Origin of the sequence: Rhodococcus sp. B7740, from assembly GCF_000954115.1 — a bacterium.
Taxonomy (GTDB): Bacteria; Actinomycetota; Actinomycetes; order Mycobacteriales; family Mycobacteriaceae; genus Rhodococcoides.
In genome coordinates, this window is record NZ_CP010797.1 from 1213758 (window position 1) to 1231784 (window position 18027).

Annotated in this window: 15 protein-coding genes; 1 reads left to right on the top strand and 14 read right to left on the bottom strand. The window is 66.7% G+C overall.

The features are described from left to right. Position 1 precedes the first annotated feature (1 nt). A complete protein-coding gene (efp, locus tag NY08_RS05495) occupies positions 2–565 on the bottom strand; it encodes an elongation factor P (protein ID WP_027496978.1) in 564 nt (187 codons plus the stop codon). A gap of 77 nt (positions 566–642) precedes the next feature. Further along, positions 643–1746 (bottom strand): M24 family metallopeptidase, encoded by a 1104-nt coding sequence (locus tag NY08_RS05500; protein WP_045199771.1) that lies wholly within the window; start codon positions 1744–1746, stop codon positions 643–645. A gap of 106 nt (positions 1747–1852) precedes the next feature. Here NY08_RS05500 and NY08_RS05505 point away from each other — a divergent pair, with 106 nt between their 5' ends. Continuing rightward, entirely contained in the window at positions 1853–2512 is a 660-nt protein-coding gene (locus NY08_RS05505; RefSeq protein WP_045195314.1) for a B-4DMT family transporter, read from the top strand. Between the two features lie 90 nt (positions 2513–2602). Here NY08_RS05505 and aroB read toward each other — a convergent pair whose 3' ends face one another. The 12 genes from aroB to NY08_RS05565 all read right to left on the bottom strand — a co-directional run bounded on the left by aroB (position 2603) and on the right by NY08_RS05565 (position 18022). Next, positions 2603–3715, bottom strand: a complete 1113-nt coding sequence (aroB, locus tag NY08_RS05510; protein WP_032397983.1) for a 3-dehydroquinate synthase — start codon at positions 3713–3715, stop codon at positions 2603–2605. Positions 3716–3729: 14 nt separating this feature from the next. After that, positions 3730–4281 carry a shikimate kinase gene (locus NY08_RS05515; RefSeq protein WP_032397982.1) on the bottom strand — a complete coding sequence of 184 codons (552 nt, stop codon included), beginning with the start codon at positions 4279–4281 and terminating at the stop codon, positions 3730–3732. Beyond that, positions 4278–5465: a chorismate synthase gene (gene aroC / locus NY08_RS05520; protein ID WP_032397981.1), complete on the bottom strand. Its 1188-nt coding sequence runs from the start codon at positions 5463–5465 to the stop codon at positions 4278–4280. Before aroC ends, NY08_RS05515 begins: the two co-directional genes overlap by 4 nt. 12 nt (positions 5466–5477) lie before the next feature. Then, positions 5478–6050: a prepilin peptidase gene (locus NY08_RS05525; protein WP_045195316.1), complete on the bottom strand. Its 573-nt coding sequence runs from the start codon at positions 6048–6050 to the stop codon at positions 5478–5480. 121 nt (positions 6051–6171) lie between these two features. Beyond that, positions 6172–7011 carry a shikimate dehydrogenase gene (locus NY08_RS05530; protein WP_442970800.1) on the bottom strand — a complete coding sequence of 280 codons (840 nt, stop codon included), beginning with the start codon at positions 7009–7011 and terminating at the stop codon, positions 6172–6174. Beyond that, positions 6986–8398, bottom strand: coding sequence for an endolytic transglycosylase MltG (locus NY08_RS05535; RefSeq protein ID WP_045195320.1), 1413 nt, complete (start codon positions 8396–8398; stop codon positions 6986–6988). Before NY08_RS05535 ends, NY08_RS05530 begins: the two co-directional genes overlap by 26 nt. Then, positions 8395–8925 (bottom strand): Holliday junction resolvase RuvX, encoded by a 531-nt coding sequence (gene ruvX, locus NY08_RS05540; RefSeq protein WP_373453912.1) that lies wholly within the window; start codon positions 8923–8925, stop codon positions 8395–8397. Before ruvX ends, NY08_RS05535 begins: the two co-directional genes overlap by 4 nt. A gap of 5 nt (positions 8926–8930) precedes the next feature. Further along, positions 8931–11600 (bottom strand): alanine--tRNA ligase, encoded by a 2670-nt coding sequence (gene alaS / locus NY08_RS05545; protein WP_045195324.1) that lies wholly within the window; start codon positions 11598–11600, stop codon positions 8931–8933. Positions 11601–11642: 42 nt separating this feature from the next. Further along, a complete protein-coding gene (locus NY08_RS05550) occupies positions 11643–13028 on the bottom strand; it encodes a replication-associated recombination protein A (RefSeq protein ID WP_082073975.1) in 1386 nt (461 codons plus the stop codon). Between the two features lie 73 nt (positions 13029–13101). After that, positions 13102–14271 (bottom strand): kinase, encoded by a 1170-nt coding sequence (locus NY08_RS05555; protein WP_045195326.1) that lies wholly within the window; start codon positions 14269–14271, stop codon positions 13102–13104. Between the two features lie 155 nt (positions 14272–14426). Continuing rightward, positions 14427–15326: a transglutaminase family protein gene (locus tag NY08_RS05560; RefSeq protein ID WP_045199773.1), complete on the bottom strand. Its 900-nt coding sequence runs from the start codon at positions 15324–15326 to the stop codon at positions 14427–14429. Next, positions 15326–18022, bottom strand: coding sequence for a circularly permuted type 2 ATP-grasp protein (locus NY08_RS05565; RefSeq protein WP_082073699.1), 2697 nt, complete (start codon positions 18020–18022; stop codon positions 15326–15328). Before NY08_RS05565 ends, NY08_RS05560 begins: the two co-directional genes overlap by 1 nt. Positions 18023–18027: the final 5 nt, after the last annotated feature.

The following is an 18027-nucleotide window of genomic DNA, read 5'->3' on the forward strand; positions in this document are numbered from 1 at the left end:
GTTAGGAGTTCACACGCCCGAGGTAGTTTCCGTCACGCGAGTCGACCTTGAGCTTGTCGCCGGTGTTGATGAACAGCGGCACCGAGATCTCGGCTCCGGTCTCGAGGGTTGCCGGCTTGGTGCCACCGGTGGAGCGATCACCCTGCAGGCCGGGGTCGGTGTGCTTGACCTCGAGCTCGACGGTGACGGGAAGCTCGACGTACAGCGGAACGCCCTCGTGCATGGCGACCTGCACGCGCAGGTTCTCGAGCAGGAAGCGTGCGCCGTCACCGACGGTTGCCTCACCGATCGAGAGCTGGTCGTAGGTGTCGGCGTCCATGAACACGTAGTCGCTACCGTCGTGGTAGAGGTACGTCATGTCGCGACGGTCGACCGTTGCGGTCTCGACCTTCACACCGGCGTTGAACGTCTTGTCGACGACCTTGCCCGAGAGCACGTTCTTGAGCTTGGTCCGCACGAATGCGGGCCCCTTACCCGGCTTGACGTGCTGGAATTCGATGATCGACCACAGCTGGTTCTCCAAGTTGAGAACCAGTCCGTTCTTGAAATCGCTGGTGGAAGCCACTTGCTTCGCGTCTCCTCAATCGTTTGTGCGCGTGACGCGCCGTCGGTCACGTGCTTGGATTCGCTCCAGCCCGCGCGCTAGACGGACGTGAGTTCCTTGCTTGTCAGGGTGAGCAGTTCCGGACCCCCGTCGCGAACGACGAGTGTGTCCTCGATCCGAACGCCGCCGCGACCGGAGAAGTAGACACCCGGCTCGACGGTGACCGCTGCACCGCTCAGCAGTGTACCGGTGCTCGTCTTCGCGATTCCCGGCGCTTCGTGGATTTCCAGACCGACGCCGTGGCCGAGCCCGTGCAGGAAGTACTCCCCGTACCCCGCATCCTCGATCACCGAGCGCGACGCGGCGTCGACCGAGGCGGTGGTCACCCCTGGAGCCAGAGCGTCTCGACCGGCTGTCTGCGACCGCTGCACCAGCTCGTACAGATCGCGCTGCCACTGCGCGGGAGTCCCGATGACGAAGGTGCGAGTCATGTCCGAGTGGTAGCCGCCGACGAGTGCACCGAAGTCGAGCTTGACGAAGTCTCCGTCGGCCAGCACCGCATCGGTCGGCCGGTGATGCGGGACCGCCGAATTGGCTCCGGCAGCGACGATGGTCTCGAACGACACAGCATCGGCACCGTGATCGAGCATCGACGACTCCAGCTCGCGGGCGACCTCACGCTCGGTCCGGCCTGCACGGATCCCGCCCCCACCGATCAGGTCGGCCAGCGCGTCGTCGGCGGCGCGGCAGGCGTCCCTGAGCAATCCCACCTCGAACTCGTCCTTGACCACTCGCAACGACTCCACGACACCCGGTGCGCGCACCAACTCCACGGCACCGTCGAGCTCCGACCACGCTCGGTGTGCATCCACTGTCACCACGTGGCTCTCGAAGCCCACGCGACCGGTGTTGCCCGCGACCGACGATCGAAGCAGATGCACCGCCGACGCCCGGTCGATCTCGGCGCGCAGATCCGGGACCTGTTCGGCCACCTGAGTGACGTACCGACCGTCGGTGCAGATCACCGTCCGATCCTCGTCGCCGGCCGAATCGGCCGCCGAGACCAGCAACGCGGCATTCGAGCCGGTGAATCCGGTCAGGTATCGGACGTTGAGAAGATCGGTGATCAACATCGAATCGAGTCCGTCGGCGGCCAACAGTTCTCGTAGGGCACCACGACGGGCACCGAAATCGGCAGGCATGGATTCGACATTACCGGGCGTGGCACACGCTCCCTTCGACTCGACCGGGTCATCGAACTTGTGGGCCCCGACACACAAAGTTCGACGTGCGGATATGCTGTGCCGCATGACTGGGTGGGCAGTGCGTGGCATAAGTATGGGATTGGTCAACGTCGTCGTTCGACTGCTGCTGGGGGCAGCAGTGTCGATGTGGCCGCTGAGCGGATCGGCACTGCGCTGGGTGGCCTACGCCCTCGTGCTGCTCGTCATCATCGTGTGGGCCGGCATCGACGGAATCCGTGACCGACGCAAGCATCCCGACCCCGACGACGGCGAGGACCTCACCATGGTCTGGCTCAAGGCCGCCGTGGTCGGTGGGCTCCTCGGAGGTCTCCTGAGCTGGATCGTCGACTTCTTCGTCGACTTCAGCCTGGGTCAGAACGGTCTGGTCTTCGAGTTGACGTCCGGAGCCGCGTTCACCATTCTCACCATCTTCATCGCCGCGAGCGTCGCGGTGTTCGCGGGACGACAGATCGTCAACCGTGAGGCGAAAAAGAAGTTGGCCACCTCGGACGCCGAACGCGCGCACGACCGCCAGCTGGTCAACGCCGGCCAGGAGAATCGGTCGACGCAGTCCGAACCCGCTCGGTCCGAACCTGCTCGGTCCGAACGTCAGTGGGCTTCCGAGCACGGCGAAGCCGACACCGAGGTGTTCTCGGCGGTGGACGCGGACGGAAAGCCGCGGCTGGACAAGCGCGGTCGTCACGGCAGCGCCGACGGTTCCTGACTCCCCCACATCGACCGACGGGCGGTGATCGGCGCTTTCGCGTCGATCACCGCCCGTTCTTCGTCCGTACCCGAGTCGCCTCTCACGAGGTCACAACAGAATGGCCGACCCACCTGCGGCCGGAGCCTCACGACCGACCGCGGAGAATGCGGCGACGAGCAGTGCCGGGTCCGGCCCCTCGAGCCGTCCCGGCTTGGCGAGACCGTCCAGAACCACGAACCGCAACAGCCCGGCCCGGTTCTTCTTGTCCGTCTGCATACCCTTGAGCAGATCCGAGAACGCGTGCTCGTCGTAGGTGACCGGCAAGCCGACCGATTCGAGAATCGAGCGGTGGCGGTCGGCCGTGGCGTCGTCCAGGCGTCCGGCCAGGCGTCCGAGCTCGGCCGCGAACACCAGACCGACCGACACGGCGGCACCGTGGCGCCAACGGTATTGCTCCCGCCGCTCGATCGCGTGGGCGAGCGTGTGCCCGTAGTTGAGAATCTCGCGCAGGTTCGACTCGCGCAGATCCGCCGCCACGACCTTCGCCTTGACCTCGACCGAGCGCCTGATCAGCTCCGGCAGCACGTCGCCGGTCGGATCCAGCGCTGCGGCAGGATCCGCCTCGATGATGTCCAGAATCTTCGGGTCCGCGATGAACCCGGTCTTGATCACCTCGGCCAGGCCCGAGACGATCTCGTTCTTCGGCACGGTCTCGAGCGTCGCCAGATCGATCAACACGGCGGCCGGTTCGTGGAACGAGCCGACGAGGTTCTTGCCCGCATCGGTGTTGATGCCGGTCTTGCCGCCCACGGCCGCGTCGACCATGGCCAGCAGCGTGGTCGGCACGTGGACGATACGAACTCCGCGCATCCAGGTCGCGGCAACGAAGCCGGCCAGGTCCGTTGCCGCGCCGCCGCCCAGACTGACGATGGCGTCGCTGCGGGTGAGACCGATTCGACCGAGAACCTCCCAGCAGAACCCCGCCACTGCCAGATCCTTGCCGTCCTCGGCATCCGGGATCTCGATGCGGTGAGCGTCGATTCCCTTGTCCGCCAACGCAGCTCGCACAGCCTCCGCGGTCTCGGCCAGCGGAGGTTGGTGGAAGATCGCCACGGTGGCCGTTCCGGCGAGCTCGTCGACGAGGTCCGTCAACAGACCTCGGCCGATGATCACCGGGTACGGGTTGGCTGTCTCGACCTGGACGCGCACGGGCTCTGTCATCGAATCACCTTCATCTACTGGGGGTTTCTCTCGTTCGCATCGCGCCCGGGAACAGGGGCGATCGCCGTCAGCTTCGCCACCAACTGGCCCACGACCCGAGCGGGGCTGCGACTGTCGGTGCGCACTCGCACCGTGGCCACCGAACGATAGAGAGGTCGCCGATGACGCATCAGTTGCTGGTACTTCGCACGCGGGTCGGGGCCGGCGAGCAGCGGCCGAACCGTGTTCGCACCGGTTCGCCGAAGCCCCTCGGCCACACTGATCTCCAGGTACACCACGGTGTGCCCGGACAGTAGGGCGCGGGTCGCGGGCGACAGCACGGCACCACCGCCGAGGGAGACGATCCCGTCGTGCGAGGCCAGAGCACCTGCGACTATCCGCTCCTCGATCTGCCGAAACGCCGGTTCGCCGTCGTGCGAGAAGATGTCGGCGATCGTGCGACCGGTGTCTCGCTCGATGGCCACGTCGGTGTCGAACAGGTCCAGGTCCAGCGCCTGTGCCAGCCGTCGACCGATCGTCGACTTACCTGCTCCCGGCGGTCCGACGAGGACCGCGTACGGGGTCATCGTGGAGGTCGGGCGGCGGTGCCCTTCACGTAGTGGTCGACGTTGCTCGTCGTCTCCGCCAGCGAGTCCCCACCGAACTTCTCCAACGCTGCCTGCGCGACCACCAGGGCGACCATGGTCTCCGCGACGACGCCTGCAGCCGGAACAGCGCAGACGTCCGAGCGCTGATGAATGGCCACTGCCTCGTCACCGGTCGTCATGTCGACCGTTGCCAGCGCACGCGGAACCGTCGAGATGGGCTTCATCGCCGCCCGCACTCGTAGTGCCTCACCGTTGGTCATACCGCCCTCGATGCCGCCTGCGCGGTTGGTCGAGCGCAAGACACCGTCGGGCCCGGGCTTGATTTCGTCGTGGGCGACGCTTCCGCGTCGACGTGCGGTCTCGAAGCCGTCCCCGATCTCGACCCCTTTGATGGCCTGGATGCCCATCAGCGCTGCGGCCAGTCGGGCGTCGAGTTTGCGTTCTCCGGAGACAAACGATCCGAGGCCGACGGGCAGGCCGTGCACGACGACCTCGACGACACCGCCGAGAGTGTCGCCGTCCTTCTTCGCGGCTTCGATCTCGGCGATCATCGACTCCTCGGCGGCCTTGTCGAAGGCGCGAACCGGGGAGGCGTCGATCGCGTCGAGGTCGGCACCTGCGGGCGGCGGTCCGACGTAGGGGTCGGACGCACCGATCGAGATCACATGGGACACGACGTCGACGCCGAACGCCTGCTTCAGGAACAGACGGGCGACGGTGCCGATGGCGACCCGGGCGGCGGTCTCACGAGCGCTGGCGCGTTCGAGCACCGGACGAGCGTCGTCGAATCCGTACTTGAGCATTCCGGAGAAGTCGGCATGGCCGGGCCGCGGCCGGGTCAACGGAGAGTTGCGCGCGAGATCCGCGAGCACTGCGTCGTCGACGGGGTCGGCCGACATCACCTGCTCCCATTTGGGCCACTCGGTGTTGCCGACCTCTATCGCAACCGGCCCGCCCATGGTGCGTCCGTGTCGAACACCGCCGGTGAGGGTCACTTTGTCGGCCTCGAACTTCATGCGGGCACCGCGGCCGTAGCCGAGGCGACGGCGCGCGAGTTGAGAGGCAATGTCGTCCGAGGTCACCTCTACTCCCGCGACCATTCCTTCGAGGATGGCGACGAGAGCGGGTCCGTGGGATTCTCCGGCAGTTATCCAGCGCAGCACTCGAACATCTTTTCACGCCAGGGACGCCGCGGATGCCAGCAGGGTGGCCGCGCACATGGACGGGCCGTGCGCGATGCGCGCGCGCCCGTGCCCGAACGCCGCGACGACCGACCCCACCACGGCAGTTACCACCGGTGCCGCCACTGCGGCGATCGCCCATCCTTCTCCGCCGCCCACGCCTGCGATCGAGCCGACCGACCAGGCGAGTTTGACGTCCCCCGCGCCGAACGCGGCGGGCGCGAGAAGGTGAACGACCAGATAAATCGCGAACAGCAGAGCGCCGCCGAGCACTGCGCTCGCCGAGCCGGTGACGACGAGCGCGATCGTCACCACGATCGCTCCGGGGACGGTCAGGATGTTCGGCAACCGGCGCTGCTGCAGGTCGACGGCGCTGAGGGCGGCGAACCACCACATCGTTATGCACAACGAGAACGCGTACTCGGAGCCGCCGAACCGCCACCAGACCCATCCGGTCCCGATCGCAGACAGCAGCGGCAGGAGCCGAGGATTCCATCGGACCAGGCAGCGGCGCATCGTCATCCCCGCGGCGGCGCCGACCACGACCGCGACACACAGACCCGTCATGATCGAAGGGTTGCATCGCGGTGGCGGCCGGCTGTGACGAAAGCCCAGGTGGCAGATTGCCCTGTGGACAACTCACGGCCTGTGGACAACTCGCGGCCCGTCGACTATCGGCGGACGAAGCTCACCGCACGGTGGCCAGCGCGTCCCGCATGATCGCTCGTGGTGCCGGCTTGCCGGTGAATTGCTCCACCTGCCCGTAGGCCTGATTGAGCAGCATCGACAATCCGCTGATGACGGTTCCACCGGCCGCCTCCACGGCAGCTGCCAGGGGCGTCGGCCACGGATCGTAGATAGCGTCGAGTACCAGCGGCGCATGGGCGAGATCCGACGCGATGTCGGCCGCTCCGGCCGCCGGGACGGTGCTCACCAGTACCGCCGAGGCCGCTGCGACAGTGGCGAGACGAGGGTCTGTCATGTTCACGAACTCCGCGCGCATTCCCGCGGCGACGGCGCAGTCCAGTGTGTCCCGGGCGCGCTCGGCCGACCGCGCGACCACGGTGACCGCAGCCGCTCCGAGCCCGGCCAGCGCCACGATCGCCGGCCTCGACGTTCCCCCGGCACCGACCACCGTCACGGTGCTACCGGACAGGTCCTCGACTCCGGCGTCGCGCAGTGCACCCACGATTCCGTCGACGTCCGTGCAGTCGGCGCGCCAGCCCGACGCGGTCCGCACCAGGGTGTTCGCCGAGCCGGCCAGAACTGCCCGCGCGGTGCGTTCGGTCGCGTACTCCAGAGCGGCAACCTTGCCCGGCATGGTGACCGACACGCCGACCCATTCGGGGCCGAAACCGTCGAGCAGGCCGGGCAACTGCTCACCGGTGCAGTCGATGCGCTCGTAGCTCCAGTCGGTGAGGCCGAGCGCGCGGTACGCAGCGCAGTGCAGCACCGGCGACTTCGAGTGTTCGACAGGGCTTCCCAGCACAGCGGCGCGCACGTCAGCGGCCGCTGTCGAGGAAGCCACCCTCGACCTTGGTGATGTTGGCCAGGTGTTCCTCGTAGCTGCGGGTGAACAGGGTTTCGCCCGCCTGGTTGATGGTCACGAAGTACAACCAGTCACCGTCGGCAGGCATCTCGACCGCCTGCACCGCACCGATACTCGGCGAGGAGATCGGGGTTGCCGGCAGCCCCTCGCTGGCATAGGTGTTCCACGGGGTGACGCGGGCGCGGTCGGCGTCCGTGGTGGCCACCTCGGTCGTGTCGAGCGAGTAATTGACCGTCGAGTCGAACTCGAGCTTCTGCGGTACGGCGAGGCGATTGAGAATCACCCGGGCCACTTTGCTGAAGTCCTGGGGCAGGGACTCACGTTCGACGAGCGACGCGGCGACGAGGGTGTCGTACGGAGTCAGCCCGGAGTTGGCGCCCGCGGTGAGAATTCCGGTGTCCTCGTAGCGGGTGGCACTCTCGGACACCAACTGCTCGAGGATGTCGGTCGGTGCCGCGCTGGGATCGAAGTCCCAGGTACCCGCGGCGATCAGGCCCTCGAGCTGGCGATCGCGGTCCGGGACTCCTTCGACGCGATCGGTGGCCCAGTCGGGCACGCCCAGGGCGGCCGGGTCGTCCACAGCTCCGGCCGCGTTGAGGTCGTCGTAGCTCACGCAGGTGGGGGTTCCACTGCCGGTTCGGTCCACGCAGCTGGCCTCGGAGATCAGGGTGTAGATGCCCTTCTTGACCGCACCGGTGTTCACGTCGCGAGCGTCGTGCAACTGGCGGCCCTCGGAGATCACCATGTTGCCCACTCGGGACGCGGGGTCGACCAGTTCGGAGACGGCCTGCGAGGCAGGCACGTTGCTGGCGAGCAGATAGAAGCCGGGTTGAACCGAGGTGATGGCGTTGTTCGACAGCGCTGCTTCGAGGAACGCACCCGAGCTGGCCACGACACCTTTGTCCGCTGCCTGGGTACCGATCTGTTGCGCGGTGTCGTTCGGATGAACCTGAATCACCACGCCGTCCCCCGGTGAGCCCGCGGCGAAGTCAGCGTTCGGTGTCGTGCGATTGCCGAACTTGTTCACCGCGAAATACCCTCCGCCTGCCACTGCCACGATCAACACGAGCCCGAGCACCGCAGCCACCAAGCGGCCGCGACGCTTGCGGCTGGACGCGGCTCGGTCCTTGCGGCTCGCAGCACGGCTGCGTCCGACCTCCTGGGGCACCGCTGGGCGCTCGGCCTCGCGATCGGGCTCGCGATCGCCGTGACGAGAGGCCCGTGGGTGCGGCTCCTTCCGCTGCGGATGGCCGTGCAGGCTGCGGTGGAACTCGCTGCCCTCGTCCACCGAATAGCCGATCGGGTCGGTGTGCGCCTCGTCCGCGCGCGCGTCTCGGCGGTCCCGATCGGGCCCTTGGTAGTTCACTCGTCGACCTCCGTCGATCCTGAATTCGTCGCTGCACGATCCGATACGGCGCGGCGCTCGTCGAGCCACCCCTGCAGTATCGCCACCGCCGCAGCCTGATCGATCACCGATCGTTGGTTCTTGGCTCGCACTCCACTGTCCCGTAAGGCACGCGATGCGCTCACGGTAGTCAGTCGCTCGTCGGCCATCCGAATCGGAACATCACCCAACCGCCGGTACAGGGAACGGCCGAATCTCTCGGCTGCCTCGACGGCGCTGCCGCGTTCTCCGCGCAGCGTCCGCGGAAGCCCGATCACGATCTCGACTGCCTCGTACTCGGCGACGATCTCCGCCACTCGCACCACATCCGGCGCGTCGGGACCCTTGATCTTCGAGCGCGGCACGGTCTCGACCGGCGTGGCCAGCACACCGTCCGGATCGCTCGCGGCGATGCCGATGCGGACGCTGCCGACGTCGATGCCGATACGACGGCCACGTCCGGGATCGTCGGCACCGGGCCGATCGGGGCCACGCCCCTGAGTCACCACGATCGTCAGTGGGTCGTGAGTTCGGTCAGTCGAGCCCGCGCGGCGTCGATACCGGCGTCGATTCCGGCGACGTCCGATCCCGACCCCTGGGCCAACTCGGGCTTGCCTCCGCCTCGGCCACCGATGCTCGGACCGAAGGCCGCCACCAGATCGCCTGCCGCGACGCCTGCATCCTGAGCTGCCTTGTTGGCGGAGACCACGAACGGGACCTTGCCGCTGACGGTGCCGAACAGCACCACCACGGCCGGATCGGTGCCCAGCCGTCCTCGAATGTCGGTCACCAGGGTGCGCAGATCGTTACCGCCGACACCCTCCGGTGCTCGGGCAACCACCGCTCGCACGTCACCGAATCGCTCGGCCTTGCCGACGAACTCACCTGCCGAGGCCAGCACAGCGGCGGCCTTGACGGCGTCGAGTTCCTTCTCCGCGACCCGCAGGCGCTCGACCAAGGTCTCGATGCGCGCCGGGACCTCCTCGGACGGAACCTTCAGCGAGGACGCGATGCCGGCCAGCAGCGCGCGTTCCTTGGCGAGGTAGCGGTAGGAGTCGAGGCCGACGAATGCTTCGACGCGGCGCACTCCGGAGCCGACGGACGATTCACCGAGAATGGTGACCGGTCCGATCTGCGACGAGTGCTGCACGTGCGTACCACCGCACAGTTCCATCGAGAACGGTCCGCCGATCTCGACCACCCGCACCTCGTCGCCGTAGTTCTCGCCGAACAGGGCCATCGCGCCCATCTTCTTGGCGCTTTCGAGGTCGGTGACCAGGGTGTTGACCGCGAAGTCCGAGCCAACCGCGTCGTTGGCGACGTTCTCGATGTCGTCGCGCTGCGCCTCCGAGAGCGCGCCCTGCCACGAGAAATCGAATCGAAGGTAGCCGGGCTTGTTGAGCGATCCGGCCTGCGTCGCGTTCGGACCGAGGACCTGTCGCAGGGCCGCGTGCACCATGTGGGTACCGGAGTGGCCCTGGGTCGCACCCTTGCGCCAGGCGTGATCGACGTCGACGTGGACGGTGTCGCCCTCGGTGATCTGCCCCGACTCGACCACGGACTTGTGAGTCCAGAGCTTCTTGGCGATCTTCTGCACGTCGTCGACCTTGACCGAGAGCCCGGGCGCGGTGATGGTGCCGATGTCGGCGATCTGGCCACCGGACTCGGCGTAGAGAGGGCTGCGGTCGAGAATGATCTCGATCCGCTCTCCCGCAACCGCGGTCGGAACCCGGACGCCGTTGGAGATCAAGGCCAACACCGTTGCGTCGGAACCGAGTTCGTCGAATCCGGTGAACTCGGTCGGCGAACCGTCGACGAAGTCCTTGTAGACCGTCAGGTCGGCGTGTGCGTGCTTACGGGCGCGAGCGTCGTCCTTGGCCCGGTTGCGCTGCTCGGACATCAGCGACCGGAATCCGTCCTCGTCGACCGACAGCCCCGCCTCGGCGGCCATTTCGAGCGTCAGATCGATCGGGAACCCGTAGGTGTCGTGCAGTGCGAACGCTTCTGCGCCGCCGATCTTCTTCGCACCCGACGCCTTGACTGCCTCGGCGGCACCCTCGAACAGCCGTGAACCCGAGGTGAGGGTCTTGAGAAACGCGGTCTCCTCCCCCACAGCGACGGTGAGAATTCGATCGAAGTCGGTGACGAGGTTCGGGTAGGACTCGGCCATCGTGTCGCGCACGACGGTGATGAACTGCGCCATCGTCTCGTCGGGTGCTCCGAGCAGCCGTGCCGATCGCACGATGCGGCGCAGCAACCGGCGCAGCACGTAACCGCGGCCGTCGTTGCCGGGGTTGACGCCGTCCGAGATGAGCAGCGCGGCGGTGCGCGCGTGATCGGCGATGACGCGGAAGCGGACGTCGTCCTCGTGATTCGCGCCGTAGGCGCGTCCCGAGAGCTCCTCGGCCTTGGCGATGACCGGTCGGACGAGGTCGGTCTCGTAGACGTTGTCCACGCCCTGCAGCAGGAATGCGACGCGCTCGACGCCCATGCCGGTGTCGATGTTCTGCTTCGGCAGCGGACCGAGAATCTCGAAATCGTCCTTGCTGATCCCCTTGCCGCGTTCGTTCTGCATGAACACGAGGTTCCAGATCTCGATGTACCGGTCCTCATCGGCCTCGGGACCACCCTCGGCACCGAACTCGGGTCCGCGGTCGTAGTAGATCTCCGAGCACGGGCCACAGGGCCCGGGAATGCCCATGGACCAGTAGTTGTCGGCCATTCCGCGACGTTGAATTCGTTCGTCGGGCAGGCCTGCGATCTCCTTCCAGAGCTCGATGGCCTCGTCGTCGTCGAGATACGCAGTGGCCCAGATCCGCTCGGGGTCGAACCCGTACCCGCCGTCCTCGACACTGTCGGTCAACAGCGACCAGGCATGCCGAATGGCGTCGCGCTTGAAGTAGTCGCCGAACGAGAAGTTGCCTGCCATCTGGAAGAACGTGTTGTGGCGGGTGGTGATACCGACGTTCTCGATGTCGAGGGTGCGCACGCACTTCTGGACGCTCGTCGCCGTCTTGTACGGCGGTGTCTGCTGACCGAGGAAGAACGGGACGAAGGGGACCATGCCCGCATTGACGAACAGCAGATTCGGGTCGTCGAGGATCAACGACGCACTGGGTACTTCGGTGTGTCCCGCCTTCACGAAATGGTCGAGGAAACGCCTGCGGATCTCATGGGTCTGCACTGATACAGGTTAGCGTCCGAGGCCGTGTACCGACTCGAGGGCCTATCGGCCTCGGATGATGCGTCGCAGTTTCCCCACTCTGGTCGCGATTTCTCGCTCGGCGCCGTGTTCGGTGGGCTCGTAGTAGTTCACGCCCACCAGCTCGTCCGGTGGGTACTGCTGCCCCAGCACGCCGCCGGGACTGCTGTGCGGGTACCGGTACCCGACGGCGTTTCCCAATCCTTGCGCTCCCTTGTAGTGGCCGTCGCGTAGATGCGGCGGCACCGATCCCGACTTGCCCGCCGCCACGTCGGCCATCGCCGCACCGAGCGCACCGATCACCGCCCCGGACTTGGGGGCGGTCGCCAGGTGGATCGTGGCCTGCGCCAGAGCCAACCGCGCCTCGGGCATCCCGATCATCTGCACCGCGCTGGCAGCGGCAGTCGCGGTCTGCAAGGCGGTGGGATCGGCCATCCCGATGTCCTCGCTTGCGTGCACCACCAGACGCCGCGCGATGAACCGCGCGTCCTCGCCTGCCGTGATCATCCGAGCCAGATAGTGCAGGGCGGCGTCGACGTCGGACCCTCTGATCGACTTGATGAACGCACTGATGACGTCGTAATGCTGGTCTCCGTCGCGGTCGTATCGCACGGCGGCCTTGTCGACACTGGCTTCGACCGTCGCGAGGTCCAGCGTTCCGTCGGTCGCGGCACCCGCTGCCGCCTCCAGAGCCGTCAGCGCTCGGCGGGCGTCGCCGGCCGCGAGACGCACCAGGTGATCCATGGCGTCCTCGGCGATGGTCACCGCACCGTCCAATCCGCGCGGATCGTTGGCGGCACGAGTGAGCAACAACTCGATGTCCTCGGATCCCAGCGGTTGCAACTGCAGCACCAACGACCGGGACAGCAGCGGAGACACCACCGAGAACGACGGGTTCTCGGTGGTCGCAGCCACCAACAGCACGATCCGATTCTCGACGGCGGCGAGCAATGCATCCTGCTGCGTCTTGGAGAACCGGTGCACCTCGTCGATGAACAGCACGGTCTGCTCACCCGAGAGGAGTCGGCGTCGCGCCAGTTCGATGACGTTGCGCACTTCCTTGACTCCGGCCGACAGGGCCGACAGCGCCTCGAACTTGCGTCCGGTCGCCCCCGAGATCAGCGACGCCAGCGTCGTCTTGCCGGTTCCCGGTGGACCGTAGAGCATCACCGAGGACGCACCGGAGCCCTCGACGAGCCGCCGCAGCGGTGCGCCGGGAGCCAACAGATGAGACTGCCCCACCACCTCGTCGAGGGTCGTCGGCCGCATTCGCACCGCCAGCGGGGCGTCGGGCCTGACATAGGCGGACGTCGGACGGGATTCGGCGATCGTCGCCTCCGGTGCCGCAGGAGTGTCGAAGAGTCCGTCCTCGCCGAACTCGTCGCTCCCCGAGATGTCCCCGCCCGAGATGTCACTTCCGAAACCGCTGCTCACCGGTCGAACGCTACCGATCCGACCGCTGCGAGCGCGAACGACGTCTCTCTCAGCGCTCCCACTTCGTCCGCAGAGCGGTTCCGACCGACGTCGCGTACTCCGCGATGCCTGTTTCGCCGACGCGCGCCGCACTGTCCGCCAGCACCGCCCACCGCGAGATCAGTGCCTGCGACCGCGGAACCGACAGATGGTGCGCCCGCGCGGCTGCGATGCGAGTGTGGTCGTCGGGCAGGAACCAGTAGGTGCTCAGCCACACCCAGATCAGACGCGCGTCGAGGATCTTGCTCGCCAGGGCGGTGTCGTCGGCCAACGCCGGCCAGATGCCCACCACTTCCGCGCGCCAGGCGTCGATCATCGCCTGCTCGCGATCGTGCGAGAGCTCGAAGCTGCACAGGCAACCGGGGAACGACGCCAACGCGTAGGTGATGTCGAGGGTGGCGTCACGGAATCCGCCCCACTCGTAATCGAGGAATCGCACGCCTTCGTCGTTGACGATGATGTTGTCGGGGCACAGGTCGGACGGGCTGAAGGCACGGAAGGCTCCGTGCGCGAACAGCCGTCCGCTGCGAGAGACGCGATCGAGAATCGCATCGGGGGTGGCTCCGACGCCCAAGAGATTGGTCAGCATCCCTGGAACCTCGGCGAGCGCGCCCGGTATCTGGGCGGAGATCCCGTCGGTCGAGTCCGGTTGCCCCACCCGACGCAACAGAGCGGCGAAGTCGTCCTCGCGGCCGACGGTGGCGGCGTGCATGCGGCCGAGTGCCTGGGCCATGGCCATCAGAGAATTGGTCACCGCGGCTTCGTCGGAATTGCGCAGCAGAGTGGTGATGGGACTGGCGTCGCCGAGATCGCTGAGCACCAGCAGCCGCGCATCGAGATCGTAGGCGTGCAGCTCGGGTCCTGGCCTGCTGTCCGTGGCCAGGGCGTTGGCGAACTGGTACGAGGCCGCCTCGCGCAGGAACGCACTCGAGCTGGAGATGTCGGCGAGCTCGGCGGGCTGTTCGGATTCGGCAGGCAGGTCGCGGACCTGCTTGATCACCAGGGTGCGGGGAAGTTGAAACGGGTTCTCGGAGACTCGGACTCGCAACACGATCGCTTGGCCGCTACCCCCCAGGTTCACCGGGTCGATCAACGTCACCGGAGCTCCGGTGCGTTTGGTGAGGAGTCGCTGAGCTGCTGCTACTACCTCTGATACAGGGTCTGCCAGTGTTGCGGTCATCGATGTCCAAGCTACCCGTTCGGTGCGTTCTGCTGTGCTGTGTCGACGACTACGAATGAGACACGATTGTCCGTTTTGCGGCATTTTTCGTTCTACATCCCCAGATTCGACCAGATGGTCGGTTACCCCCGAGCCATCAGATTATGCCGGGTTCGCTACAGCGGTGCAACGTCCACCGACACGGCGATGGTGCTCTCCTCCGCCTCGGTGTAGATCACCCCGCGCAGTGGAGGTACATCGGCGTAGTCGCGTCCCCACGCCACGGTCGCGTACCGCTCGTCCACCAACTGATCGTTGGTGGGATCGAAGGCCAGCCAGCGATCGTTCGGCATCCACACCGCAGCCCACGCATGGGTCGCGTCGACACCGATCATCCGCTCCTTGCCGGGCGGAGGTTCGGTGGCGAGATAACCCGACACGTACCTCGCCGCGAGACCCTGGGACCGCAAGCACGCGATCGCGAGACGAGCGAAGTCCTGACACACTCCCGATCGCGCGGCGAGCACGTCGACCACGGTGGTCGAGACCGTCGTCGAGCCCGAGAGATAGCGAAAATCGGTGAAGATCCGATGCGTCAGATCGACCACGACGTCCGCCAGAGGACGACCCGGCCAGAAGCTGGGTGCGGCGTAGGCGCGTACCTCGTCGGTGATCTCCGGGGTCGGCAGATCCAGAGCGAACTCGACAGCCGACGCGCGAGCCGGATCGGCAGGCACGTTCGCACCGAACAGCGCCATCCGAGCTGACTCCCACGACGCCGTCGCCGGCCACGACGTGGTTTCGTCCGCCGGGCGCGGATACACCTCCACGAGAGAATCCGCCGTCACCACCAGTTTCTCGTGGTCCTGGGTGACGTGGAAGTACACATCCTCGTTGCCGTAGACGTCGACACCGAAGGATTGATCGGTCGGTGCCGGCTCCACCGTGACCGACTTCTCCACGCAGTGCTGCCCGTCCATGTCGCGCGGAGCCAGGAATCCACGGCCGTAGGACGAGGTCACGCGGTCGGAGTACGTGTAGGTGGTGATGTGCTTGATTCGATACCGACGACTCATCACCGCACCCCGTTCGCAGATCGGATGTTCGAGCTGCCCCACAGCGGCTGCGTGCCGCCGGGCAACGACATGTGCGTGGCGAGGACGACGCGAGACAACTCCTCGAGTGAGTCGTGGATTCCGTCCACCAGTTCGAGCAACTCCACCCGGCGACCGTTCGCGTCGACCGACTCCAGATCGCCCGGGTCGACCCGTCGCAATCGCACCCGCATCTGCTCGACGAGCTGCTCGGGCCGTGACGTGCCCGAGGCATCGGGCAACGAACCCAGATCGTCCCGAAGCCGGTCGAGCTGGTAGACCAGCGCTCGCGGGTTGCCTTCGTCGAACAGCAACAGCTGCGCGACGGCCGCCGGACGCGCGCGCCCACTGTTGCGTCTGCGGTAGATCACCGAGGACTCGGCGGCGGACAACACCGAATCGATGACCGCCTGTTCCGTGGACGGAGTGAGAGCGTGACTCAGGGTGGCCGAGAGCAGCGCAGTCAGCTGCAGACCACGCTCGATCCGCTTACCGGCGTCCATCAGGTACCAGCCCGCGTCTCGCACCATCGATTCCGACGCCAGGCCGGACAGTGCGAGCAGACCACGCAGCACACTCGACTGCGACGACGCCAGTTGCGCGCCGTTGTGAACCGGCGACTCGGCCAGCTCCTCCAGCGCGGTGTCGATGCGGTTCAGAACCGCCCAGGTGTCGTTCGAGAGCTGGTCGCGTACCGCGCGCGCCGCTTGCTGCATCCGGTCCACCGATTGCGCCAGCGAACCCATACGGCCCGTCGAAAGCATCAGCGAACGCATTTCCACGGTCGCGTCGCCGTGGTTCTTCTCGTCGAGGAACCCCGGCCAGGTACGCGAGACCTTCGTGACCGCTTCGAGCAGGATCGGCAGACTGTCGCTGCCCTCGAGCCACGGCATCGAGCGGTAGTCCTGATTGCGTTCGCGCGCAGCGATCAGCAAGCGAGTCATGTCCTCGGCACGTTCGCTGTAGCGCCCGAACCAGAACAGGTCACCGAGCACACGCGGAGAGCTGACGACATTGACGTTGGACGCGGCGTACTGCGGCAACTCCTCCACCGTGGCGGGAGGGGTGTGCGGGGCGGAGTCCGCCGGGGTGACCCGTTCCACCGACTTGACCCACACGTCCTTCGACGCCACCGTGATGAGCGGATCGGTGACCGGCGCGGTGAGCACCACCTGCCCCAGGCCGCCGCGCATCGGTGTGTACCCACCCCGTTGCGCAACCGTGAACAGCCGCATCCCCACCTGCGCAGGGGCTACCGCCAACTGCGACCCCGACTCGCCGTCGATCGACGAACCGACCGGAGCCAGCGAGAACTCGGGGACTTCCTGCCCGGTCCACTTCCACGGCTCGGCCACGATTCGATCCCACAGCTCCCTGGCTGCGACGTCGGTGAGATCGTGCCCCACCACCGTGCGACGCGAGGTGGTCGACCGCAGTACCAGCGAACGCAGCCGGCTGCCGATGTGCGAGAGCTGATTCGGGTCACCGCCCCAGTAGGTCCGTACCGAACCGAGAATCAGATCCTCGTCCAGCAGCGCACGGCTCAACGCCGGAAGCAGCGGAAGCAGAGCCGGGTTCTCGAGCACACCGCTACCGAGGGTGTTCACCACGCTAACGGCCCCGCGGCGTAACACCTCGACCAGACCGACGACACCCAGGTGCGAATCCGGACGTAGATCGAGTGGGTCCGCGAACTCGGCGTCGACTCGGCGCAGCACCACATCCACCCGGCGCAACTTGCCGAGCGATCGCATCCACAGACAACCGTCACGGACCACGAGATCGGCATTCTCCACCAGCGGAAAACCGAGAACCGTTGCGAGATAAGCCTGATCGAATGCCGTCTCGGAGTGCGAACCAGGACTGAGCACCACCACGACCGGATTTTCGGCCGACGCGGGCGCAGCATCGCGAAGCGCCAGGCGCACCGCGCGTGCGAACGTCGAGAGCGGCCTCGGATTGCTCGCCTGGAACAACTCGGGCATCGCGCGCGACATCACCCGTCGATCGGCGAGCGCGTACCCCACTCCCGACGGTGCCTGCGTGCGGTCGGCGACGACTCGGAACTCACCGTCCGAACCTCGGGCGACATCGGCGGCATGCATGAACAGCTGATGCGGCCCCGGATTGGTGATCGCGTGCGCAGTGCGCAGATAACCCGGATTACCGAAGACCAACTCCGGCGGAATCAACCCCCGACGAACGGTTTCCTGGGCCCCGTAGATATCGGTGAGCACCGCGTCGAGCAGCATCGACCGCTGAACCAAACCGGCTTCCAGACGATCCCACTCATCGGCCGCGACCACCAACGGAACACTGTCCAACCCCCACCGAACAGCACTGGGCAATGCCTCGCTGCCACCCGACGGCGGAATGGGGTTGTACGTGATGCCGTGGTCGTCGACCAGACGGCTCACCCGCGACTGCAACGTCTGCATGGCACCGGAGCCGGCCTCACGCATACCGTCGACCAACTCCGCCCAATGCGGACGAACGGCGTCGTCGGCGTCGAGCAACTCGTCGAACCGATCGACGCGACCGCTCACGGCCTCGCGCCGACCGCGGTACGCGAGCCACGGCGACCCGGCACCACTCGAAACACCGTCGTTCCTGCCGGCTCCACTCGAGACATCGTCGTTTCTGCCGCCTCCACTCAGGGTGGTATCCACGGGCACCATCGAGC

What these genes read in the sequence shown, in the direction of transcription:
- NY08_RS05505 (WP_045195314.1), top strand. Translation starts at nt 1,853, where the DNA reads ATGACTGGGTGGGCAGTGCGTGGCATAAGTATGGGATTGGTCAACGTC.
- NY08_RS05560 (WP_045199773.1), bottom strand. Translation starts at nt 15,326, where the DNA reads ATGAGTCGTCGGTATCGAATCAAGCACATCACCACCTACACGTACTCC.
- NY08_RS05565 (WP_082073699.1), bottom strand. Translation starts at nt 18,022, where the DNA reads ATGGTGCCCGTGGATACCACCCTGAGTGGAGGCGGCAGAAACGACGAT.
- NY08_RS05515 (WP_032397982.1), bottom strand. Translation starts at nt 4,281, where the DNA reads ATGACCCCGTACGCGGTCCTCGTCGGACCGCCGGGAGCAGGTAAGTCG.
- aroB (WP_032397983.1), bottom strand. Translation starts at nt 3,715, where the DNA reads ATGACAGAGCCCGTGCGCGTCCAGGTCGAGACAGCCAACCCGTACCCG.
- NY08_RS05500 (WP_045199771.1), bottom strand. Translation starts at nt 1,746, where the DNA reads ATGCCTGCCGATTTCGGTGCCCGTCGTGGTGCCCTACGAGAACTGTTG.
- NY08_RS05525 (WP_045195316.1), bottom strand. Translation starts at nt 6,050, where the DNA reads ATGACGGGTCTGTGTGTCGCGGTCGTGGTCGGCGCCGCCGCGGGGATG.
- NY08_RS05555 (WP_045195326.1), bottom strand. Translation starts at nt 14,271, where the DNA reads ATGACCGCAACACTGGCAGACCCTGTATCAGAGGTAGTAGCAGCAGCT.